18 protein-coding genes and 3 tRNA genes are annotated in these 22,683 nt (G+C 46.9%); 11 read left to right on the top strand and 10 right to left on the bottom strand.

Going from position 1 to position 22,683, the window contains the following annotated elements; genetic code table 11:
• Positions 1-62: 62 nt before the first annotated feature.
• On the top strand, positions 63-674 hold the full coding sequence (locus ACRRS1_RS01610) for a LysE/ArgO family amino acid transporter (protein WP_432460696.1): 612 nt from the start codon (positions 63-65) through the stop codon (positions 672-674).
• 142 nt (positions 675-816) lie between these two features.
• Here ACRRS1_RS01610 and ACRRS1_RS01605 read toward each other — a convergent pair whose 3' ends face one another.
• From ACRRS1_RS01605 to ACRRS1_RS01585, 5 genes are all read right to left on the bottom strand, one after another.
• Positions 817-1,362, bottom strand: coding sequence for a YSC84-related protein (locus ACRRS1_RS01605; protein WP_432460695.1), 546 nt, complete (start codon positions 1,360-1,362; stop codon positions 817-819).
• Between the two features lie 94 nt (positions 1,363-1,456).
• Positions 1,457-2,482, bottom strand: a complete 1,026-nt coding sequence (galM, locus tag ACRRS1_RS01600) for a galactose-1-epimerase (RefSeq protein ID WP_432460694.1) — start codon at positions 2,480-2,482, stop codon at positions 1,457-1,459.
• A gap of 576 nt (positions 2,483-3,058) precedes the next feature.
• Positions 3,059-3,135: transfer RNA gene (locus ACRRS1_RS01595), tRNA-Pro, on the bottom strand.
• Positions 3,136-3,317: 182 nt separating this feature from the next.
• Positions 3,318-3,393 (bottom strand) — tRNA-His (locus tag ACRRS1_RS01590).
• Positions 3,394-3,423: 30 nt separating this feature from the next.
• Positions 3,424-3,500 (bottom strand) — tRNA-Arg (locus ACRRS1_RS01585).
• Positions 3,501-3,779: 279 nt separating this feature from the next.
• Between ACRRS1_RS01585 and ACRRS1_RS01580 the strand changes: the two genes are divergently transcribed.
• Both ACRRS1_RS01580 and ACRRS1_RS01575 read left to right on the top strand, forming a co-directional pair.
• On the top strand, positions 3,780-4,094 hold the full coding sequence (locus ACRRS1_RS01580; RefSeq protein WP_432460693.1) for a glucose PTS transporter subunit EIIB: 315 nt from the start codon (positions 3,780-3,782) through the stop codon (positions 4,092-4,094).
• Positions 4,095-4,240: 146 nt separating this feature from the next.
• The gene (locus ACRRS1_RS01575; protein ID WP_432468537.1) at positions 4,241-5,581 is read left to right on the top strand and encodes an MATE family efflux transporter; all 1,341 of its coding nucleotides are present in this window, start codon (positions 4,241-4,243) and stop codon (positions 5,579-5,581) included.
• Between the two features lie 19 nt (positions 5,582-5,600).
• On the opposite strand, the gene ACRRS1_RS01570 is transcribed toward ACRRS1_RS01575, so the two are convergent.
• From ACRRS1_RS01570 to ACRRS1_RS01560, 3 genes are all read right to left on the bottom strand, one after another.
• Positions 5,601-6,572 (bottom strand): aldo/keto reductase, encoded by a 972-nt coding sequence (locus ACRRS1_RS01570; protein WP_432468538.1) that lies wholly within the window; start codon positions 6,570-6,572, stop codon positions 5,601-5,603.
• 153 nt (positions 6,573-6,725) lie between these two features.
• On the bottom strand, positions 6,726-8,003 hold the full coding sequence (locus tag ACRRS1_RS01565; RefSeq protein ID WP_432468539.1) for an NAD(P)/FAD-dependent oxidoreductase: 1,278 nt from the start codon (positions 8,001-8,003) through the stop codon (positions 6,726-6,728).
• A 62-nt stretch (positions 8,004-8,065) separates the two neighbouring features.
• Positions 8,066-9,436 (bottom strand): glutamine synthetase family protein, encoded by a 1,371-nt coding sequence (locus ACRRS1_RS01560; RefSeq protein ID WP_432464247.1) that lies wholly within the window; start codon positions 9,434-9,436, stop codon positions 8,066-8,068.
• 233 nt (positions 9,437-9,669) lie between these two features.
• On the opposite strand from ACRRS1_RS01560, the gene ACRRS1_RS01555 reads away from it, so the two are divergent.
• From ACRRS1_RS01555 to ACRRS1_RS01525, 7 genes are all read left to right on the top strand, one after another.
• Positions 9,670-11,004, top strand: a complete 1,335-nt coding sequence (locus ACRRS1_RS01555) for a glutamine synthetase family protein (protein WP_432460688.1) — start codon at positions 9,670-9,672, stop codon at positions 11,002-11,004.
• A 31-nt stretch (positions 11,005-11,035) separates the two neighbouring features.
• Positions 11,036-12,394 carry an aspartate aminotransferase family protein gene (locus ACRRS1_RS01550; RefSeq protein WP_432464246.1) on the top strand — a complete coding sequence of 453 codons (1,359 nt, stop codon included), beginning with the start codon at positions 11,036-11,038 and terminating at the stop codon, positions 12,392-12,394.
• Positions 12,395-12,437: 43 nt separating this feature from the next.
• Positions 12,438-13,550, top strand: coding sequence for an extracellular solute-binding protein (locus tag ACRRS1_RS01545; RefSeq protein ID WP_432460686.1), 1,113 nt, complete (start codon positions 12,438-12,440; stop codon positions 13,548-13,550).
• 61 nt (positions 13,551-13,611) lie between these two features.
• Positions 13,612-14,751, top strand: a complete 1,140-nt coding sequence (potG, locus tag ACRRS1_RS01540) for a putrescine ABC transporter ATP-binding subunit PotG (protein ID WP_432454951.1) — start codon at positions 13,612-13,614, stop codon at positions 14,749-14,751.
• Positions 14,748-15,674, top strand: coding sequence for a putrescine ABC transporter permease PotH (gene potH, locus ACRRS1_RS01535; protein WP_432454952.1), 927 nt, complete (start codon positions 14,748-14,750; stop codon positions 15,672-15,674). The genes potG and potH overlap by 4 nt, the downstream gene beginning before the upstream one ends.
• Positions 15,674-16,519, top strand: coding sequence for an ABC transporter permease subunit (locus ACRRS1_RS01530; protein WP_432454953.1), 846 nt, complete (start codon positions 15,674-15,676; stop codon positions 16,517-16,519). Before potH ends, ACRRS1_RS01530 begins: the two co-directional genes overlap by 1 nt.
• Positions 16,520-16,546: 27 nt before the next feature.
• Positions 16,547-17,089 carry a cupin domain-containing protein gene (locus ACRRS1_RS01525; RefSeq protein ID WP_432454954.1) on the top strand — a complete coding sequence of 181 codons (543 nt, stop codon included), beginning with the start codon at positions 16,547-16,549 and terminating at the stop codon, positions 17,087-17,089.
• Positions 17,090-17,197: 108 nt separating this feature from the next.
• On the opposite strand, the gene ACRRS1_RS01520 is transcribed toward ACRRS1_RS01525, so the two are convergent.
• Complete coding sequence (locus ACRRS1_RS01520; RefSeq protein ID WP_432460685.1) at positions 17,198-20,284, bottom strand: efflux RND transporter permease subunit; 3,087 nt, start codon at positions 20,282-20,284, stop codon at positions 17,198-17,200.
• A gap of 2 nt (positions 20,285-20,286) precedes the next feature.
• Positions 20,287-21,420, bottom strand: coding sequence for an efflux RND transporter periplasmic adaptor subunit (locus tag ACRRS1_RS01515; RefSeq protein WP_432460684.1), 1,134 nt, complete (start codon positions 21,418-21,420; stop codon positions 20,287-20,289).
• A 269-nt stretch (positions 21,421-21,689) separates the two neighbouring features.
• On the opposite strand from ACRRS1_RS01515, the gene speB reads away from it, so the two are divergent.
• Entirely contained in the window at positions 21,690-22,610 is a 921-nt protein-coding gene (gene speB, locus ACRRS1_RS01510) for an agmatinase (protein WP_432460683.1), read from the top strand.
• Positions 22,611-22,683 lie beyond the last annotated feature (73 nt).

Genomic DNA, 22,683 nt, shown 5'->3' with positions numbered 1-22,683 from the left:
GCTATATTAAAGCAGATGCGCTGGTTATAGTCCTGTAATATTTTAATAACGCAAGGCAATACATGTTCAGCACTTACTTTACCGGACTCACCCTCATGGCCAGCCTGATCATGCCTATCGGCATGCAAAATGCCTTCGTATTAAATCAAGGGATCCGCCGACGCCATCATATCTTGGTGGCCACTATGTGCTCGTTTGCCGACATTTTTTTTATGAGCCTTGGGGTTTGGGGCGGTGCTCAACTCTTTAACGCTTACCCTTGGCTGCTTTATAGCATTAGCATTTTGGGCGCGGTATTCATGCTAGTCTACGGCTACCAGTGTTTACGCAGCGCCTACCAAGCCGAAGATAGCTTAAATCAGGGCGAAGCAAAACATGAGTTAAAGGCAATCATTCTCGCCTGCTGCGCCTTCACCTTTTTAAACCCCCACGTCTACATCGATACTATTGTGATCTTGGGTGGATTTGCCGCTAATATCAGCGCAGAGCAACGCCCGATGTTTGTTGCTGGCGGGGTCAGTGCCTCTTTCGCTTGGTTCTTCAGCCTCGCCTTACTCGGGGCAAAGCTGGCACCAATACTTGCAAAACCGCGTGCCCAGCAGCTGATTAATTGCCTGATCGGCCTAATGATGTTTGGATTGGCTTTCTACCTGCTTAAGTTTGTATTTGCGTAGACAGCATCATGAGAATAATCGTTTTGGTTTCGTGCTCTGAGCACTGAAAGCCGAAAAGTCACTCAAATTTGAGCAAAAACGTCCGACAACACCCATAAAAAACGGGCCCTTGGGCCCGCTAGTTCAAATAAATAAGCTGCGCTTAGTTTGCCGTAAAACTAAACTTCTGTCCGCCGATAGCCGCTTCATACATTAAGCCACCTTTTGCCAAGGTAAACACCGCATAGCCACTCACATAATTGGCCTTGGCTTGTTCACTACCTGCTGCTGCGCCAGTACCAGAAGTACCTGCTTGCGCCGATGCGCCAAGGGTTAGCGCGACGGCACTGGCTTGCGCGCCAAACTCAAAACTACCGCTGGTAAATTCGTCGTACGCCCGCTTGTCTTGCAAAAACACAATTTGGCTAAACGCTTGACCACCGAGCTGAAATCCAATGGTAACTTGGCCCATTTTTACGGTGCCTGTTGTTTGACCACCGCGATAGACTTTTCCTTCACCATAAGCACCACCAATGCCAATGCCTCCCTTGCCAATGGTTGGAAATACCGCATAGCCATAGGCATTGTTAAAAAATGAAGTTGTTCTATCGGATTTTTTAAAATCCTGAATAGTTGCTTGGTAATCATCCGCCATCGCTGGAAAACTCAGCGCGAATATACCGATACACATTACCCACCACTTCTTCATGTTGAAACACCTTTAAGCTAATGAACCAATCAGCAGCATACACCATGTTCTAGTATATCGACATCCTGTTTATTTTTATTCAACACACAGCTATTCAGCTGGGTTGATATAGTCGATAACAAGTTTGGTAAGCATATTTTTCGCCTGCATTTAACCAACAGCTTTGATGCGGCCAATCGGAACGGTTAGGCGAATCAGGAAGAAACTGAGTTTCCAAAGCTACCCCGCTATGTGCAACATAACTCTTGCCATCACGTGCCGGGTTACCGCTTAAAAAATTTCCTGTATATAACTGGATTGCTGGTTTATTAGTATAGACTTCCAAAGCCAAAGAGCCATCATCAGCAATTAAACGAGCCACAGCCCCTCCCTCTTTTAGCACCGAAGACTGCAATAAATAGCTATGGTCATAGCCGCCAACCAGCAGCTGATCTGGATCTTTATTCAAGTCGGCGGCAATCGACTTTGCTTGCCGAAAATCAAAACCACTACCAGCCACCTCTTTTAAGCCATCGACAGGAATACCTTCGGCATCCACTGGAAGATAGTAATCAGCGGCAATAAATAAATGATGTTGCAAAATATTACTTTGCTCAGCGTTAAGATTAAAATAGCTATGATCAGTAAGGTTTACAGGGCAGGCTTGGTCGACTTCAGCGCTGTAATCTAGTTGCAACTGATTTTCTTCGTCAAGGGTGTAGGTCACTTGTGCGGTCATGTTACCCGGGTAGCCTTGTTCTCCATCGGCCGAGAAAATACTAAAACGAGCCTTATTGTCAGCCAACTGCTCACCCTGCCAATCACGATGACTCAAATCGTTGGCCCCATGTAACTGATGCGGCCCTTGATTCGCCGTTAACGCATATGATTGCCCCTGATGATTGATTTTTGCCAGCTTAATTCGATTTGCATAGCGCCCCACAGTTGCGCCTAAATAAGCGCCTTGCTGCTGATAATTTTGTAGGCTGTCACAACCTAACACCACCTCCCTTAACTCACCGCTACTGAGCCTGATTTTTAAACTGGCAAGGGTTGCCCCCCATGTCAGTATGATAGCCACACTGCCTTGAGCATTCTTAAGGGTAAACGTTTTCCCCAAAGAATTCTGACTAGAAGACATATACAACTCCTCAATGATTTTTAAAATAAATGAATCGTGAACGCAGCCCGAAACTTACGATGCGCTATTTGTAGAAGCAAATAGAGCCGAGGCGCCTAATCATGACACGATAGTGGATTTGACCAACAAAGCTAGCATAGTTCTAAAAACATCAATCATTTAGCCATCATTTTGTGAGCCATATCGCCTTATCAAAGCACCTTAATAACTTTTTTGTCACCTAATGATGCCATAAATATTTATAGATAATGGAACAAACTACATAATTCTCTATTCTAATGAGCAATACCAATCTGATTAATTATATGTGCAGCTTATTGCGCAGAATAAATCTGCCGATAATCAGGCAAGAAGTGCAAAGTGCAGTAACCAGTGGATCTAATTACAATATACATCAATCAGTTAGCGGTGATTTAGGCGAGCAAGAATGACCAGATAATGAGTTAGATTGGTATAAGATGAGCATCGAGCTCGCATGCTTTCAGTTAACAGTTCAGGGATTTCGCCTCCGTATGCGAATACATTGTCGTAATTAGCAAAAAAGCCCCGTCATTGCTGACGGGGCTTTTATGAAGGTGGTCGGTGATGAGAGATTCGAACTCCCGACCCTCTGGTCCCAAACCAGATGCGCTACCAAGCTGCGCTAATCACCGATAATTTTGTGCTTGATATTTAACCAGAAACCAAAGCTCTGGTCCCACTCTTAATGAGCTTCGCGATGATGCGCTACCAAGCTGCGCTTTTTCTATCATTTATTTTAGCTAATTTCAGAAAATTATCCCAAGGCTTAACTTTGCCTGTTTCGGTCGCAACGAAATTCGCTACACCTAAATAATGGGGTGAGTAATGGGGTTTGAACCCACGACAACCGGAATCACAATCCGGGGCTCTACCAACTGAGCTATACCCACCACTGAGTACCAGAGCATCTTCCTTCGAAATGGCGCACCCGACAGGAGTCGAACCTGTGACCTTCGCCTCCGGAGGGCGACGCTCTATCCAGCTGAGCTACGGGTGCTCAATGCTGGCGGAGGCGTATGTTAGGGTGTTCGCTGCCCTCTGTCCAGACATTTTATAAAAAAACTGCCAATCGAAGAGTTTTTAGCCAATCCTTTAAAAAACCTGACGATGCGTACCAGTAACCACCGCAGAAATGCTCACTAAACGACAGAGAATAAGCTTTGATTTTATAGCTCGAGACATATGACCTGATGATCAAATAGGCTAAGATACGATCACTTTCTTTCACACCAACTGCTGTATGGGTAGGCATCAATTCGGAGCGAGTGATTAGCGAATGAAAACACGGTTGCAAAAAATACGTTCATTACTTTCCACCCTCACCAGTATCAATCCCAATCTGGATGAAGAACTTGCATTAATAGTTCAAGCCGTTGGAGGCTTAAACAACATCATCTCGACCATGGCTTGCACCACCCGCTTGCGCCTATGCATCAAAGATATGAGCTTAGTGGACTCAAACAAATTAAAGATGCAAGGCGCCATCGGCGTGGTAATCCTCGATCAAAATAACCTACAAATTATTTACGGTTTAAAAGCCAACGCTTATTCGCAGCAACTGGAGCAACAATTAGTTGCAGAATCAAGCTAAATCAGCTTAAAAAGCAATAGCATATACCTGCGCAAATTGAACACCGATAATGAGTACGCTTTTAAAACCTTTGAACGTCGCATAAACATCCAAGAGGACACCACCAAGTCCACACCGGCGGTCACGATTACACGGTATAACAACTGATGCTTCAGTCCAATATCCACCAGCAGTTCTGGCGCTACTCGATCCCCTCGGTCGTCGCCATGGTCGTCAACGGGATTTATCTAATCGTAGACGGCATGTTTATTGGTCAGGTACTGGGGGCCTCTGGTTTAGCCGCTATTAATCTCGTTTGGCCGCTCATTTTTGTGGTTAGTGGATTTGGCTTAATGGTGGGCGTAGGAGCAGGGAGTTTAATATCGATCGCCTGCGGTCAAGGCGAACAACGACGCGCTCAACAGTTACTCAGCCATGCCCTGCTGATGCTGCTATTGCTTGCCGCTGTCATATGCAGCGTATTAGCGGTGCTGGGGATCAGCCCTATTACCCTGCAAGGGGCGGAGGCAGAAATTGCACGGATGGGCGAGCACTACCTTAGCATTATGGGCCAAGGCTCGTTAATTGTACTAGGCAGTACAGCCTTACCCATTTTGATACGCAACGATCATTCGCCAAATTTGGCTACCTTACTGATGATACTTGGCGCCTTGACGAACATCCTGTTGGATTATCTGTTGATTGTTTGCTTTGATTGGGGGCTCGCGGGAGCCGCCTATGCCACGCTTGGCGCACAGGCGTTGGTAATCACATTGGCTCTCGCCTATTTTCTGTCGGATCTTAGTGAACTGCACTTCCAATGGCGCGGATTTGTATTACAGCCTCGTGAACTGGTACGTATTACCAACCTTGGCTTCAGTAGTTTCTTAACCGCGCTATATACTGCCTTTATTACCGTAGTTCATAATTGGCTATTTCTACGTTATGGCACAGTCACCGAGACTGGTGCCTATGCCATTGTGCTTTACCTCAGTGTCATCTATTACTTTATCGCTGAAGGTTTTGCCAATGGCATGCAGCCGCTGCTCTCCTACAACTATGGTGCACAACGCTATCACAACATGCTCAAAATCATGCAGCTCGGCTTTAGCATTATCATTGGTTCTGGTTTACTCGCGGTGTTGTTGATGAATCTATTTAGCGAATTGAGTGTCGGGATTTTCAACCAGGATGACCCCGCGCTACGCCAAGCCACCGTGGCTGGGATCCGCCTACATTTGTGGGCCATGCCTCTCGACGGCCTAATTTTCACCTCCGCCATGGTTTATCAAGCCATCAATAAAGCAAATCGCGCCAACCTGATCTCATTAGCCAACATGGTGATCCAACTCCCCTTCATGCTATTGCTTCCCACAAGCTTTGGGGTGACGGGGATTTGGTTAATCATGCCGCTTTCCACGGCGCTATTGAGCCTACCGATCGCTTATGGCTTATACCAATTATTAGTCCGGCTCAAGCAGGCAGCCTCATCAGCCTTGCTTCAATGATATCAGCCAAGCAAATCGGCTAAGGCAGAGCTTGGCCTCGCGAAGTTACAAACAGTTGATACCATTGTTCACGACTCAGCTGAACCTTAGTCGCATCGGCACAAGCGCGGATCCGACCCACATGGGTACTGCCAATCACAGGCTGAATCGCTGCCGGATGACGCATTAACCAAGCAAGAACCATGGCCTCGGGCGAGCAACCATATTGTTCGGCATACTGGCGCACTAAGGCTGCCGTATCGCGCTGCGCCTGGCTGGCTTGCGAAAGATCGGCGCCACTAAATAAACCGCGACATAAACTGCCCCAGGCCTGCACTTGCAGCTTGTTGATAGCGCAGTATTCTATGGTGCCAGCAGTAAAACTATGGCCTCTGACCTGCTCATCATTCACTGCCACACTATGATTCAGCCAATCTAACTTCGTTAAACTGAGCTCCAGCTGATTTGCCACCAGAGGAAAGCCTAGCGCGGCTTGCAGGTAAGCGATTTGTGCACCACTCATATTCGATACCGCAAACTGCTGCACCTTACCGCTCTCTTTAAGCTGCTGCAGAGTCGCGGCCACTTCATCCATTTCCGCTAGAGGGTCGGGGCGGTGTAGCATCAACACGTCGATATATTCAGTTTGTAGGCGCTTGAGCGATGCTTCGACGCTCTGTCTAATATAATCCACTGACCAATCGTAACGCCCACACCATTGCTCATCGGCAAAACGGATCGCACATTTGGTTTGCAAAATAATCTGCTGGCGCAACTGCGGACGCTCAGCCAGAACCTGACCAAATACTTGCTCGGCCTTACCCAGCGTGTAAATGTCGGCATGATCGAAATAGTTAATGCCAATTTCTAAGGCGGCATCAACGGCCGCATGCGCCTGCGCCAGATGTTCAGGGCCATAAGGCGTAGCATCCCAGCCGCCGCCAAGACCCATACAACCGTAAACTAATTGACTCGCCTGAGGGAAGAATTGATGAATTGCTAATGCTGCCATAACCAAATCCTAATGGGTAATAATTGGCCTCATTATAGCGATAGTTGTTGTATTTGAAGACTAAGATTTGATTTTTGTGTCAGCCATGAATTCGCGGCGAGTGCCGAGAAAGTCAGCGCTGCAAGCGGCTAAGCTGCAGCGCTCAAGCGCTCACTATAATAAATCGCGTAAGCGATAGTAGGTCATCGCCATGACCAGTGCAGGAGTGCGCAGTAAACGACCACCAGGGAAAGGCATATGCGGGATCTTATCGAAGATATCAAAACGTTCCGAAGTTGCCATAATCGACTCCGCCATCAGTTTGCCAGCCAAGCCAGTGGCCGCAATACCATGTCCAGAGAAACCCTGAGCAAAATACACATTTGGCGCAAGCTTGCCAAAGTGCGGTGCACGGTTGATGGTAATGCCGACATTACCGCCCCAGGCAAATTCCACTGGCTCATTAGCCAACTGCGGAAATACCCAGTCCATGCGTTGTTTCATGGTTTTCGCTAAATCTCGTGGCTGCACTCCGGAATAACTCACTCGGCCACCAAATAACATCCGGTGGTCAGCCGAACAGCGATAATAGTCGAGCACGAAATTAATATCACACACCGCCATATTATTTTTAATCAAGCTACGAATGCGTTCCTCGCCAAGCGGTTTAGTGGCACAAATATAAGTACCCACTGGCATCACTCTACTTTCCAGCTTGCTATTCAGACCTTCCATGTAAGCGTTGCAGGCAAGCACCACATGAGAACAAGTCACTTTCCCCTGAGCGGTACTTAAAGTCACTTTAGTCCCGTGTTCAATCTTAGTGACTTTACTTGCCTCGTAAACTGATACACCCGCTAATTCGGCAGCTTTGACCAAACCAAGAGTATAATTGAGCGGATGTAAGTGACCACTATTAGGATCGAATAAAGCCCCCAAGTAGCGCGGACTCGCCAGTTGCTCTTTAAGCTGATCCTGCTCCCAATATTGCAAGCCCTGGTAACCATAATCATCACTGAGCTGGGCCTGCCAAGCTTTCAGCTCTTTCACATGGCGAGGCTTAATCGCGACATGGCTTTGCCCATCTTGCCAGTCACAATCAATGTTATACTTGACAATGTTTTGTTTAGTCACGGCAAGCGATTCGACCGACAGATCCCACATCTTCTTGGCATCGTCTTTACCCATCATTTTTTCCAAGGTGGATTGCTCGGCGGCCCATCCAAAAATCGCCTGCCCTCCACTGCGTCCAGAGGCGCCCCAAGCGACGCGCTCGCCCTCAAGTAAGATCACCTTATAACCTTTCTCGGCTAACTCTAGGGCCGTAGTCGCGCCGGTGATACCGGCACCGACAACGCAAATATCGGCCTGATGATCACCCGCTAATTGCGGATAATCGAGTTGCAAATTTGCACTCGCCGCATAATACGAATTAGCATGTTGCTGTTTCATTTACTCACCTTTGATGTCATTACGAAAGCGTTGCTATCCTTGCCTCAGCTTGAATCTGGAATTTATACCATTTGCTGATACCATTGCTGCTCCAACGGCGTCACCTGTGCCTCAAAACGTTGCCATTCATTGAGTTTATTGGCGTGGTAAACGTGGCTAAAATCTTCTCCCAGCAAGTCCCAGAGAGTCGACTGATAAAATACTTGTAAGGCCTGCTCCCAAGACGTGGGTAATTCGCAGGCGTCTACATAGGTCGCATCACCGGTAACTGCCGCAGGACAAACCAATTGCTGTTCAATGCCGTGCTGAATACCCGCAAATAATGCGGCCACCACAATGTACGGATTACAATCTGCGCCAGAAACCCGATGTTCAATCCGAGTATTGGCTTTGGTTCCCGAGGGGATGCGTAGCGCCACGGTTCGGTTATCCCAGCCCCAAGTCGCCTTTAATGGAACAAACATGTCGGGTTGAAAGCGACGATAAGAGTTTGCATTAGGGGCCAGCAAGGCAATCGCCTGTGGCATGGTTTCTAATAGCCCGGCCAAAGCCTGCTCCAGCAAAACTTGGTCTTCTGCAAAGCGGTTATTCCCTGCGTCGTCCAACATACTGATATGCACATGGCAACCATTGCCCGAATGCTCAGCGTAGGGTTTTGCCATGAAGGTTGCCACATAACCATGCTCTTTGGCCACCGCCTTAATGGCACGCTTTAAGAGGATCGCTTGATCACAAGCCAGCAAAGGATCAGTCTGATGCTGTAAAGTGACTTCAAATTGACCGGGAGCATATTCGGCGATGACGTTATCACTCGGGATATTTTGGGTATGACAGTAGGCTTGAATATCTTTGATAAACGCAGCGAATTCGTCTAATTCATCCAATGAGTATACTTGAGTTTGCTCCATCCGTTGTTGAGACAACGGTAACAGAGGGGGTAGCGGCTGTTCGGTATCGGCTTGCGCGTCGAGTAGATAGAATTCCCATTCGATAGCAACACAGGGATAGCATTGTTGCTGATGTAATCCTGCTAAGGTTTTACTTAATAGCTGACGAGGATCTGCAAAAAATGGACGACCATCCACCTCATACATCGTCAATAAGGCCTGTGCTGAACTTTCCTTCCAGGGGACCAAACTTAAACTATGCGGCAACAACTGGCATATTCGATCACCATCTCCCTGCATAAACCCCAAACCAGTTTCTTCAACCGTTTCCCCACAAATATCCAAGGCAAAAACCGAAGCGGGTAAACACATACCTTCGTTGGCAATCTTCAGCAATGAAGCAGGTTCAATACGCTTACCACGGATCACCCCATTCATATCTGAAAGCATCAAATCGATACTTTCTAAACGAGGGTGAGCGTCAAGAAATTTTTGTACTTGTTCAACCCGCGTAATTCGCTGCGTTTGCGGTTGGTGTTTCAACATAATTAACAGTCCCCTGATAAAAGCATCCCTTATATCTTTTAAATTTACACCACAGTGTTAATTATAATGCAAACTTTTTTGCTGGATCGGCAATAAAAACCGATAAATTTAGTTTTTATTTAACACTAGGTTGACATTCATCCCATTTCATGACAAATCTTATTAGCACGGAGCAAAAATCCAACAGCAAGTGTTTTTGCCACGTTTTACTAAACAGACGATGACAGGTGATTATGGATAAGGTCAGGAAGTGGTTTGCAGAAAACCGGATAACCGAGGTTGAGTGTCTAATTCCCGATATTACGGGGAATGCGAGAGGGAAAATTATCCCCGCAAATAAATACCTGAAAGAAGGAGGGATGCGACTACCAGAGTCGATCTTTTACCAAACGGTTACCGGGGACTGGCCTGACGACGATGTAGAATTGTTTGATTGGACCGAAAAAGACATGAGCTTAGAGCCGGACTGCGATAGCCTGCGTTTTGTTCCTTGGGCTAAAGAGCCAACCGCTCAGTTAATTCATGATTGCTACAAAAGCAACGGCGAATTAGTTGATATGGCACCTCGTTCGGTTCTCAAAAAAGTGCTAGCCCTCTATGAAAAAGAAGGTTGGAAGCCAATTGTAGCGCCCGAACTAGAATTTTTCTTAGTCAAAAAGAATCTCGATTGGGATTATCCTCTCGAACCACCAATCGGTCGTAATGGCCGTCCTGAAACAGCTCGCCAATCCTTTAGCATCGATGCCGTAAACGAATTTGACCCCTTATTCGAAGATATGTATGACTATTGCGAAGCACAAGGGATCGAAGTGGACACCTTGGTACACGAGTCTGGTGCCGCACAAATGGAAATCAATTTCGATCACGGCGAACCCGTTTTGGCCTGTGACCAAGTATTTTTATTTAAACGCACCATGCGCGAAGCCGCATTGCAACACGATACCTATGCCACCTTCATGGCGAAGCCAATGGAAGAAGAACCTGGCAGTGCGATGCATATCCACCAAAGTTTGGAAGATATGGATGGCAATAACTTATTTGCCAACAGCGATGGTAGCAACAGCGATTTATTTTTAAGTTATATCGCAGGTTTACAACAGTTCACCCCTGCCAGCATTGCCTTCTATGCGCCCAACGTAAACAGTTATCGCCGACTCATGTTTGGCGATTCAGCACCGATCAACCTGCAGTGGGGAATTGACAACCGCACCGTGGGCTTGCGAGTGCCACTCTCCGGAGCGCGTAATCGCCGAGTCGAAAACCGCTTTGCAGGGGCCGATGCCAACCCTTATTTAGCCATGGCCTTAACTTTGGCTTGTGGTTATATCGGCATGAAGAAAAAACTCAAACCTTCGGCGCAAGAAGTCGGTGACGTCAGTGAAGATCGCTACACTCTGCCAGGGAATTTAGAAGCTGCCTTGGTCGAACTGGAACAATGTGATGAACTGAAAGAAATTTTGGGTGAGCGTTTTATTGGCTGTTATGTCGCGGTAAAACGCAAAGAATATCAAACATTTTTCAAAGTTATTAGTTCTTGGGAACGAGAGTTTTTATTACTCAACGTCTAAGCCATTCATTCAATCAGCCACAGGAGGCCAAATGAACACAGCAACTTTGACAATCCAGCAACAAGACAGCGCGCATTGCTTGCACCCTTTTACTAATTTTAAAGAGCTAAATGCCAAAGGCGCAAAGGTGATTGAGCGTGGTGACGGAATTTATGTATACGACAGTGAAGGGAATAAACTGCTCGATGCGATGGCTGGCTTGTGGTGTGTGAATTTGGGCTACGGTCGCCAAGAACTGGTCGATGCCGCCGCCAAACAAATGCAGCAACTTCCTTATTACAATCTATTTTTTCAAACCACTCATAAACCAGCGGTCGAATTAGCAACGGTATTGGCCGAACTCACCCCGGAAGGGCTAAATCACGCTTTTTTCACAGGCTCTGGCTCTGAGTGTAACGACACGGTAGTGCGAATGGTTCGTCATTACTGGGCGAGTAAAGGTCAACCCGAAAAGCTAGAAATTATTAGCCGTAATAATGCTTACCACGGTAGTACCATGGCTGGTGCCAGCCTTGGTGGGATGAACTTTATGCATGCGCAAGGCGGTCTGCCGCTACCGAATATTTGCCACATCGACCAACCTTATTGGTTTACCGAAGGCCAAGGCCAAGACCCAGAGCAGTTTGGCCTAGAGCGAGCGCGTCAGTTAGAGCAAAAGATTCTCGAACTAGGTGAAGACAAAGTCGCCGCCTTTATTGCCGAACCAATCCAAGGTGCGGGGGGGGTGATTATTCCTCCCGACAGCTATTGGCCCGAGATTCAACGGATCTGCGATCAATACGATATCTTATTGATCGTTGACGAAGTGATATGTGGCTTTGGTCGCACCGGTGAATGGTTTGCCAGTCAAACCTTTAATATTAAACCGGATTTGATGTGTATGGCGAAAGGGATTACCTCCGGCTATCTACCGCTAGGTGCGGTGATGGTGTCTGATGACGTTGCCCAGATACTAACCGAAGCTGACCAAGAGTTTGCCCATGGTTTCACCTACTCCGGCCATCCCGCCGCCTGTGCGGTCGCACTGGAAAATATTCGCATCCTGCAACAGGAGAACATTATTCAGACGGTACGTGAAGAAACCGCGCCCTATCTAGCCAAACGTTGGCAGGAATTAGCTGAGCACCCAATTGTTGGAGAAGCCCGCAGTAAGGGCCTAGTAGGCGCCTTAGAATTAGTCGCCGACAAAACCACCAAGCAACGCTTTGCTAAACACTTAAATGCAGGCACAGTATGTAGAGACTTTTGTATAAACAATGGTTTAATCATGCGTGCTTGCGGCGAAACGATGATCATTTCGCCGCCACTCATAATAACAAAATCACAAATAGATCAGTTAATCACACTGGCGAAACAAAGTTTGGATGACACTCTACGAGCATTGAGTTAATCCGGGAAGCAGTACGAGAATCACCTCAAGGAATTGGAGAACAATGATGAACAAAGCAACAGTGAAGCTAACGCTTGCTTCGATTTTAGCTGCCACCGCCATAAACGTGCAGGCCGCAGAAGATAAAGTCCTGAATGTGTACAACTGGTCTGACTATATTGCCGAAGATACCATCGCTAATTTTGAGGCCGAAACTGGCATTAAAGTAGTCTACGATGTATTTGACTCAAACGAAGTATTAGAGGCAAAAATACTATCTGGTTCAACCGGCTTTGATATTGTGGTTCCCTCTTCAGACTTTCTCGCCCGCCAAGCACAGGCTGGTGCGTTTATGAAATTGGATAAAAGCAAGCTCAGTAACTACAGCAACCTCGATCCGAAGATTATGAGCATGTTGAGTGACACTTCTGACCCAGGAAACCTCTATGCCGTCCCTTACCTTTGGGGAACCACTGGTATTGGTTATAACGTCGATAAAGTAAAACAGGTATTAGGTGATGACGCCCCAGTGAACAGCTGGGACTTAGTCTTTAAACCAGAGTATATGGAGAAGCTGTCACAATGTGGCGTGGCTTTCCTCAATGCGCCCACCGAAATTTATGGTGCAGCCTTGCATTATCTCGGTAAAGATCCAAATTCGACCGACATTAAAGAGTACAAAGAGAATTCGGAAGCCTATAAGCTACTGAAATCAATACGTCCTTATGTGACTTATTTCCACTCTTCGCAATTCATCAACGATTTAGCCAATGGTGATATTTGTGTGGCCATCGGTTGGTCGGGTGATATCTTGCAAGCCTCGGATCGCGCAGCAGAAGCGGACAACGGCATCAATGTAAAATATGAGATCCCCAAAGAAGGTACCTTGGCTTGGTTTGACCTAATGGCGATTCCAGCCGATGCACCGCACAAAGAGAACGCCTACGCCTTCATTAACTATCTATTACGGCCTAAGGTGATTGCAGAGGTCTCTAACTTTGTTTGGTACGCTAATCCAACCCCTGCATCGAAAGAATTTGTTGATCCAGAAATAACTTCACATCCAGGAATCTATCCAAGCGATGAGACTTTAGCTAAGCTCTATGGCTCGAAAGTTATGCCAGCGAAAGTGTCTCGAACTCTGACCCGCTCTTGGACTAAATTTCTACAAAACTAAGTAATACGCTTGCCACTGTTGGGTGGCAAGCGCGCTTTTATATCTTAATGGAGGATCCGCAATGGCGGCGGTACCAGATATTTCTGTAGAGCCGGTGAAAGATGCACCGGCGCCACAACCCTTATTACATATTGAAAACATCAGTAGAAACTATGATGGCGCGATTGCCGTCGATAACGTAAGTCTAACCATTAATAAAGGTGAAATTTTCGCGCTACTCGGTGCTTCAGGCTGTGGTAAATCAACGCTACTTCGGATGTTAGCCGGCTTTGAACAGCCGAATGCAGGCAAGATTATTCTTGATGGCCAGGAATTAATTAACGTGCCGCCGCATCAACGCCCTGTCAACATGATGTTTCAGTCCTATGCCTTATTTCCGCACATGAGCGTAGAACAGAATATTGCCTTTGGTCTCAAACAAGACAAGCTCTCGAAAACTGAAATCAGAGACACTGTCGTCAACATGCTAGAACTGGTGCATATGACGGCTTACGCCAAACGTAAACCCCATCAACTTTCCGGCGGTCAGCGACAACGGGTGGCGCTCGCCCGCAGTCTGGCGAAACGCCCCAAGCTGTTATTACTCGACGAACCGATGGGTGCGCTAGATAAAAAACTACGTGGCCAAATGCAACTTGAAGTAGTTGATATTCTTGAAAAAGTAGGCGCAACCTGTGTGATGGTGACTCACGACCAAGAAGAAGCCATGACCATGGCCAGTCGCGTCGCCATTATGAACCGCGGACAATTTATTCAGGTCGGTGAACCGGAAGAAATTTACGAGTATCCAAATTCTCGTTTCAGCGCCGAATTTATTGGTTCGGTAAACATCTTTGAAGGCGTGGTCAGCAATAACGAAAATGATAGTGCGGTGATCGATTGTCCCGACTTAGGTTTCCCAATTCATCTCAACCATGGGGTATCGGCAGCGCCCGGCGTGCCTTTCATGATTGCCGTTCGTCCCGAGAAAATAAGTATTTTTAAGACTCTCAAAGGGCGCAGCAACAATCTTTGTCAGGGTAAGGTCGAAGACATCGCCTATCTCGGCAACCAATCCATATATTATGTGCGTCTTGCTAGCGGTAAACGAGTGACCGCCGCGATGCCAAATAGCAGTCGCCATCGTAACAATATGCCCACTTGGAATGACCCAGTGTATCTATGTTGGCAGGCAGACAGCTGCGTGGTACTGAAAATATGAGTACTTTAGCCACCTCCAAAACCAGACAACGTATCGCTCGATTGATTCCCAAAGGTCGCTGCATGGTCTTGGCCGTGCCTTATTTTTGGTTATTCCTATTTTTCTTACTGCCATTTTTCATCGTCTTTAAAATTAGTTTTTCCGAGGCGATGATCGCGATCCCACCTTATAGCCAACTGGTGACGATGGTCGATGAGCAGGTCCAAATATTGCTCAATGTCGGTAACTATTTCTATTTAGTCAATGATGGCCTTTATTTAAGCTCCTATCTGCAATCTGTAAAAATTGCAGGCATTTCCACCCTGCTGTGTTTGATCATTGGTTTTCCGATGGCGTGGGCGATTGTTCACTCCAATCCAGCGAATCGCAATATCTTGTTAATGTTGATTATTTTACCTTCATGGACCAGCTTTCTGATCCGAGTTTATGCTTGGATCGGGATTTTAAAAAACAATGGTTTCCTGAATAATATTCTGCTGTACACCGGTATAATCGATGAACCCTTACGCATATTGCACACCGATACCGCGGTCTACATCGGTATTGTCTATACCTATCTTCCGTTTATGATTTTGCCACTTTATACCGCATTAATGCGAGTCGACTACTCGCTCATCGAAGCCGCCAGAGACTTAGGTGCCTCGACCGCCACGGTATTATTTAAAGTCCTATTACCATTGACCAAGTCGGGCATTGTTGCCGGCTCAATGTTAGTGTTCATCCCTGCAGTTGGTGAATTTGTGATCCCAGAATTACTCGGTGGGCCAGATTCGATCTTGATCGGCAAAATTTTATGGCAAGAGTTCTTTAACAATCGAGATTGGCCAGTCGCTTCGGCAGTTGCATCGGTGATGCTACTGTTGCTAATGGTGCCAATATTATTCTTTTATCGTTATCAGAAACGTGAAATGGAGGCCGGCTAATGAACGCGATTCCGGTTTACAAAAGCAAGTGGAAATGGGCCATTTTAAGTGTTGGTTTAGCCTTTCTCTACCTGCCAATTCTTAGCCTAATCATTTACTCATTTAACGCCAACCGCTTGGTTACGGTCTGGAGTGGCTTTTCCACCAAGTGGTACGGCGCACTCTTCCAAGATGACTTGCTAATGCATGGCATCAGTCTAAGTTTAACCATTGGCGTGTTATCCGCGAGCGCAGCAGTGGTGCTTGGTACCATGGCCGCTTTTGCGATGACCCGTTTCGGTAACTTTAAAGGTGAAACCAGCTTCGCATTTATGATTACCGCCCCCTTAGTAATGCCCGAGGTGATTACTGGTTTAAGTTTGTTATTGCTGTTCATTGCTTTGAGTCAGGTATTCGACCTATTTAGTCACCGTGGCATGCTCACCATTTGGATTGCTCACGTCACCTTCTGTACTGCCTATGTGTCGGTGGTGGTAAGCTCTCGGCTACGGGAGCTCGATCAAAGCATCGAAGAAGCTGCCATGGATTTAGGCGCAACGCCGTTGAAAGTATTCTTTTTGATTACTCTGCCAACGATTTTTCCAGCGATTGTGGCTGGTTGGTTACTCGCCTTCACCTTGTCGCTCGACGACTTAGTTATTGCCAGCTTTGTGTCGGGCCCGAGTGCAACCACCTTACCGATGGTGGTGTTTTCTAGTGTAAGATTAGGGGTAAGTCCCAAAATTAATGCACTTGCTACCCTGATTATTGGTGTAGTATCTGTCGCTACTCTTATTGCCTGGTGGATTATGGCCAGAGCCGAGAAACGTCGTTTGCTCGACTTGAGAGCGAGCAACAGTGCTTAATCGGTACCAACCAAGGAACAAGCTATAATGGATGTTGGAAAACGATTGAAAAGCATCCGCTTAATGCGTGGGATTTCCCAGCGGGAATTAGCCAAATTAAGCGGTGTCACCAACAGCATGATTTCACAAATTGAGCAAAACCAAGTGAATCCTTCAGTGGGTTCGCTAAAAAAAATCCTCGACGCTATTCCGATTTCAATGGGTGAATTCTTTACCTTAGAAATGGAAAGCGAAGATAAGATTTTTTATAGTGCTGAAGAACTCACGGATCTGGGGGATGGGAAAGTTAAAATGCTACTGGTCGGGAGCAAACACACTGGCCGACAACTAGCGATTTTACGCGAGATCTATCCAGCAGGTGCAGATACTGGCACCGAGTTTATTCAACACGAAGGGGAAGAAGGTGGCATTATTATCCGTGGTGAAATCGAAATCACCGTGGGTAGCAAATCTAAGGTTCTCAAAGCTGGTGACTCCTACTATTTTGAAACCCGCAAACCACATCGTTTTCGCAATAAAAGCAAAGAGGTGTGTGAACTGATTAGTGCCGCCACCCCACCCACTTTTTAACCCGAAGCCCTCTCATAACAAAGCCGCTATATAGCGGCTTTGTTATTTGTGAAAAGCCCTTCTCATGCGGGCTAAATCGAAGCAATCACAGCCTAATCCAAATCAAGACTAATGGGCAATAGTTGGTTCACCCACGGAAGGGATCTTACGTTTTCCCTTGGCGATCATAGAAAATACCACGGGTACAAAAAAGAATGACAACATGGTAGTCAGTACCGTGCCGCCAGCAATCGCAACCGCGAAGGGTGGCCAAAAGCCTCCCCCTTCTAAAATCAAAGGAAGAAAGCCACCAACCGTTGTAATGGTGGTCGAGCTAATATGTCGAGTACAACTGAGAACCCCGAAACAAATTGCTTCAGCATCGCCATCACAGGCCTTAGCATCCGATTTCAGTTCCGCCACAATCACAATAGCAGCATTAATCGCCAAACCGATCAGTCCTAATAAACCAATAATAACCGTAAAGCCAAAAGGATAACCGCCCAAGAACACACTTAACAGCCCCAAACCTGCGGCTTGAATCGCTGTCACCATAATCAAAAAACTCAACCTGAAAGAGTTAAATGACAAAACCACCACCGTCACCAACAACACCGCGATAATACCTACACTTGCGAGCAAGTTATTAACCGCTTCGTTACGCTCAGCACCTTCCCCACCAAACTCTAAGCTATAACCAACGGGCAATAAGACCTGCTCCTGCGCTAACCTCGCCTTAAATGCTTCTAATACTTCCTCGGGCAGTACATCGGTGCGTAAATAACCTTCTACCACATTCACCCGCCGTCCGTCGCGTCGAGGCACTTCACCCCGAGTTGGGCGAATTTCCAGCTCAGCTAGGGAAGCTAAAGGGATATTGCCAGCCATCTCACTAGTTAAAGTAATATCGCCTAGATTTTCTAATTCTTTACGCTGCTCATCGGCTAAACGAATTCTTACCGGTAAGGACTCACTGCCCTCCAAAACACTGCCATTAATTAGTCCTTGCAAGCTAGCTTGTAGCTGACTGGCTATTTGGGTTAAGGTCATGCCACTTAAACGCGAGGCTTCTTCATCGACTTTAAGCCATACCTTAGGTGTTCCGGCCAGCAACGTTGCACGCGTATGAGTCACGTTTGGCACCTCGGAGAGGATCCGCCGATAGTGATCACCCAATTCTTTAAGTTGGTCTAAATTGGGACCAAATACACGCAATTCAATCGGAGCATTAAAAGGAGGCCCCTGTTCTAACTTGCGTACCAAAATTTGCGCTTGTGGGTACTGTGCATCAAACTCTTCCTGTAAGAGCGGGATCAAACGATTGGCCGCACGAAAATCATCGGTTTTAATCATTGCTTGGGCATAGTTTTTTGCCCCTAATTGACGCGGCATTAAGTTGTAGTAAAACGACGGTGCATTATTCCCCACAAACCAACTCACAGATTTGATCCCGTCCTTGGCATACATATGTTCAGTTAACTGCTCGGTTAAATGCTCGGTGGCATAAATGCTGGACTGTGGTGCCATGTACACCTCTATCTGAAACATATCGCGATCAGACGGTGGGAAGAATTGCTCAGTCAAACCGCCAGCGCTGTAAAAGCCATAAATAGGCAAGGCTGAAACCAGTAATAAAGTCAATTTAGGAAAACGCAAACAGCCATGTAAAAGGGCCTGAAAGGCTCTACTTAACCAAGCAAACTGAACCCCTTTATTATACCAATGGTCAGCACTTTGATGAGAAGGTAGAAAATGTCCGGAAAAGCTGGCCACTAAAGTGTGAGAAATAAAATAAGAGCCAATTAGTGAGAAGATCACGCTTAAGGCAATGCCACTCACAAATTCTCCGGCGGGTCCCGGCATTAATACGATGGGCAAAAAGGCCAAAATGGTGGTTAAGGTGGAACCAAGTAAAGGCAGCCAAAGATGGTTAAGCGATTCTTTTACCGCCTGTAAACCCGATTTACCTTGCTGGCGCTTTTGCGCAACGGTATCGGCCATAACAATGGCATTATCAACCATGATCCCCAGAGCAACCACCAAACCGGTTACTGACATTTGATGAATTGGCAAGCCGTAGAATTTCATGCACGCAAGGGTAAACATCACCGTGAGCGGTAAAGATAAACCAACAATAAGGGCCGAACGCCAACCGAGGGTAAGTAAAAGAACCACCACAATAATAGCAAAACCGATCAATACATTAATCACCAACTCCCCTAAACGAGTCGAGGTATAGCCATCTTGCTCAAAAATAACCTCGGCGCTTACATTGCTTGGTAGTATCTGCTGAAATTCCTCCAAGGCCAGATTGACTCGAGAGCTCCACCGATCCACCCGATATTCAGACAACATCCGAACACCGATCACCACCGCATCTTGGCGTTCCACCACAGCAATTTGCTCCGGCGGGGATTTCAGCTGTCGACTCACCTCCGCCAAATCGCCTAAGTGATAAACAAAGCCATTCGCGCTCGCGCCGACAGGGATGCTGCGGATCCGCTCTAAAGAATCGAGCTCACCTTCCAGCTCAAGTTGCATCAGGGTATTGTTATTGGTCAATTCACCAGCCGACACTTTCGCATCAGCGGCAGCAATCATTTGCGACACTTGCTCGGTACTCAGTCCGATAGCGCTAGCTTGATAGGGGTCTATTTCGACCAGAATTTCTTCTTCACCATTCCCCTGCACATCGACAAAATCGGTCCCCGCAATATTACGCAAACGGTTCTGTAATTCTTTCGCATAACGCCCCAATATTGCTAAATCAGATTCACTTTTCCCCTGCCAGCGCAGTGCAATTAAAGTGGTAAAAGCATAGCCTCGGTCTTCATCCACCAGCGGAGTCGAACTACCAAGCGGTAACTGTGGTGCCAATTCACTAACCAAATCACGAACCCGCGCCCATACAGGTACAACTTCCATCACTTGGTCTTTCAATTCCACCTGTAGCACCGAGAAACCAGGTCGAGAAGAAGATTGCACTAGTTTTATTTCTGGCAATTTTCTAATTTTATTTTCGATGAGTTCGGTCACTAAGGCTTCCACTCGCTCTGCCGAAGCCCCCGGGTACTGGGTAATAATACTAGCAAAACGACTAGTAATTTTAGGATCTTCGCTGCGCGGTAAAGTGCTAATCGCACCAATCCCCGAAACCACAATCAACGCAATCAGCAGCGCAATTAAACGTCCGTTGTTATAAATGGCGGCAATCATGATTATTTAGCCTCATCAACAAATGAGCTGGGTAGAACTCGTTGCCCCGGGACATAGCGATGCATCCCGGTCGCTACAATCGACTCTCCGGGTTGTAAGGCGCCAGTCACAAAAGCTTGCTCTTGGGTCGCATAGTGAACGCTTACATCGCGCCGCTCTAATACAAATTCACCATTACTTTGCTCAACAATCGCATACACATTCCATAAGCCACGGATACCATCAACAATCGCACTGACCGGCACCCAATAGCCCGGCTGTTCAACGCTTTCAACCACATGCAAATAAGCTAATTGCCCACTCACCAAGCGATCATCTTCAGGGAGCGCAAAACGCAATTGAACGGTGCGGGAAACTGGATCAACTTGTCCACCAGAAGCCACTAACTCCACTGAATAATCATGTTTAGCCACAGTGACAGAACTAGGTTTAGCCAAATCTACTTGCGCTAATAAGCGCACCGGTACACCAACGATCACTTCATTGCCGCCCAGCTGTAACACCGTTAAAACTGGCTGAGAAGCGCCCACCACCGCGCCCTCGGACACGGTTCGACTATCAACGATGCCAGTATAGGGGGCGATTAAAGTAGATTTTTCAATGCGAGTTCGGTTGGCTTTAATTGAAGCATCAATTCTTGCCTTATTGGCTTTGAGCGATTTTTGTTGTGCAACCAATTCATCAACACTCTGAGCGGAGGCGTAACCATCACTTTTGAGCGACTTCACTCGTTTTAAATTGGCTTTGACTAAGGCGGCATCGGCGGCGACTTGTTGTAATTGAGCCTGTAAATCGATGAACTCAATCTCTAATAATTCAGTATCGAGCTGCATCAAGATAGCACCTTGCTCAACCCGATCCCCTTCATCGACAAAGATTTTCGAAATTTTACCCGCGAGCTCAAACCCGAGGTCTGCACGCTGCTTGGCGATCACCTGCCCCACAAAGCGCCGCTCAATCGCATAATGCTCAACTCGCTGCGGGGGAAACGACTTCACCGGTGCGACATGTTGTTCATCTTGGGGGAGGGATTCACTACCCTGCGCATATGCAGGCAAGGTCACGGCACTTGTCACAGCCAACAAGGCTAGCCAAGGTAGAATTGAAAAATTTAATGAAAATAACGACCTAAGCATAGTAACGTTCCGTGTGACTAAAGTGATAAATACATTACTCAGTGTAGAAAGACTGTGGTTCACTGTCTAGAGTCGGTTTGTTGATTCTAGCGGCAAACCGCTCCTCTACCGAGTAATCGCTCGCTATAATAAGTGATAAATCATAACAAAGCTGTAAGTAACATAGCCAAAGGGCACCCCGCCTTGGAACAATCCAATATAAACACTTGTAGTTCACCTAGCGCTCATAGAAAATTACCAGCGAATAATATATTCCTTTAAGGAAAGCCATGAGTACCCTCGCAGACCACCCCGACTATTCCTTATATTCCAATGCCAGCACGTTTCTGCGCCAAGCTTTGGATCATAAACCAGCTCAGAGTAATGCCGATGTGGTGGTCACTGGTCTGCCCTTCGATTTAGCCACCACGGGTCGCCCCGGCGCCAGGCTTGGTCCCGATGCAGTGCGTCGCGCCTCGGTCAACTTGGCTTGGGAAGAAACCCGTTGGCCGTGGCATTTTAAATTATTCGAACAATTAACAATGATCGATGCTGGTGACCTCGTATTTGATTGCGGTGAACAGCAACAGTTTACCCAGCGCTTAGAAAGTTATGCCAAGCAGCTACTCGAAGCAGGAAAAACCATGTTAAGTCTGGGCGGCGATCACTTTGTGACCCTACCGCTATTACGAGCCCACGCCAAACACCACGGTAAACTCGCCTTACTGCATTTTGACGCACACACCGATACCTATAGCCAGGGCAGTCACTACGACCATGGCACTATGTTCTATCATGCACCGAAGGAAGGGCTCATTGACCCAGAGCATTCCTTACAATTAGGTATTCGTACCGATTACGAACGGGATAACCATCCCTTCATGGTGATTGATGCCGATCAAGCTAATAACTTAAGTCTTGAGCTAATGATTCAACAAATTCGCCAACGAGTGGCCGACCACCCCGTCTACATCAGTTTCGACATCGACTGTCTTGACCCGGCTTACGCCCCCGGCACTGGTACCCCAGTCTGCGGCGGTTTAAGCAGTAATCGGATCTTGCAAATACTAAGGGGCTTGCAAGGCATCAATCTGGTTGGAATGGATGTGGTGGAAGTTGCGCCCGCCTACGATCAAAGTGATGTAACCGCACTTGCTGCAGCCACTATCGGCCTAGAGCTATTGCATCTATGGGCAGTGAGACCCCGCTAAAGATTTACCCAAACACATTCAAGGCGCAAATCTGCGCCTTGAATGTCATTCTACGCTTATCCCACAAGCACCA

It is taken from the genome of Agarivorans sp. Z349TD_8, from assembly GCF_050870825.2.
In the GTDB taxonomy this organism is placed as follows: Bacteria; Pseudomonadota; Gammaproteobacteria; order Enterobacterales; family Celerinatantimonadaceae; genus Agarivorans.
This window is presented reverse-complemented; position numbering and strand designations above follow the sequence as displayed.

Coding starts and splice junctions, on each gene's coding strand:
- ACRRS1_RS01610 (WP_432460696.1), top strand. CDS start 63: ATGTTCAGCACTTACTTTACCGGACTCACCCTCATGGCCAGCCTGATC.
- speB (WP_432460683.1), top strand. CDS start 21,690: ATGAGTACCCTCGCAGACCACCCCGACTATTCCTTATATTCCAATGCC.
- ACRRS1_RS01605 (WP_432460695.1), bottom strand. CDS start 1,362: ATGAAGAAGTGGTGGGTAATGTGTATCGGTATATTCGCGCTGAGTTTT.
- ACRRS1_RS01515 (WP_432460684.1), bottom strand. CDS start 21,420: ATGCTTAGGTCGTTATTTTCATTAAATTTTTCAATTCTACCTTGGCTA.
- ACRRS1_RS01530 (WP_432454953.1), top strand. CDS start 15,674: ATGAACGCGATTCCGGTTTACAAAAGCAAGTGGAAATGGGCCATTTTA.
- ACRRS1_RS01545 (WP_432460686.1), top strand. CDS start 12,438: ATGATGAACAAAGCAACAGTGAAGCTAACGCTTGCTTCGATTTTAGCT.
- ACRRS1_RS01550 (WP_432464246.1), top strand. CDS start 11,036: ATGAACACAGCAACTTTGACAATCCAGCAACAAGACAGCGCGCATTGC.
- ACRRS1_RS01520 (WP_432460685.1), bottom strand. CDS start 20,284: ATGATTGCCGCCATTTATAACAACGGACGTTTAATTGCGCTGCTGATT.
- ACRRS1_RS01570 (WP_432468538.1), bottom strand. CDS start 6,572: ATGGCAGCATTAGCAATTCATCAATTCTTCCCTCAGGCGAGTCAATTA.
- ACRRS1_RS01565 (WP_432468539.1), bottom strand. CDS start 8,003: ATGAAACAGCAACATGCTAATTCGTATTATGCGGCGAGTGCAAATTTG.
- ACRRS1_RS01580 (WP_432460693.1), top strand. CDS start 3,780: ATGAAAACACGGTTGCAAAAAATACGTTCATTACTTTCCACCCTCACC.
- ACRRS1_RS01560 (WP_432464247.1), bottom strand. CDS start 9,436: ATGTTGAAACACCAACCGCAAACGCAGCGAATTACGCGGGTTGAACAA.
- ACRRS1_RS01555 (WP_432460688.1), top strand. CDS start 9,670: ATGGATAAGGTCAGGAAGTGGTTTGCAGAAAACCGGATAACCGAGGTT.
- potH (WP_432454952.1), top strand. CDS start 14,748: ATGAGTACTTTAGCCACCTCCAAAACCAGACAACGTATCGCTCGATTG.
- ACRRS1_RS01525 (WP_432454954.1), top strand. CDS start 16,547: ATGGATGTTGGAAAACGATTGAAAAGCATCCGCTTAATGCGTGGGATT.
- galM (WP_432460694.1), bottom strand. CDS start 2,482: ATGTCTTCTAGTCAGAATTCTTTGGGGAAAACGTTTACCCTTAAGAAT.
- potG (WP_432454951.1), top strand. CDS start 13,612: ATGGCGGCGGTACCAGATATTTCTGTAGAGCCGGTGAAAGATGCACCG.
- ACRRS1_RS01575 (WP_432468537.1), top strand. CDS start 4,241: ATGCTTCAGTCCAATATCCACCAGCAGTTCTGGCGCTACTCGATCCCC.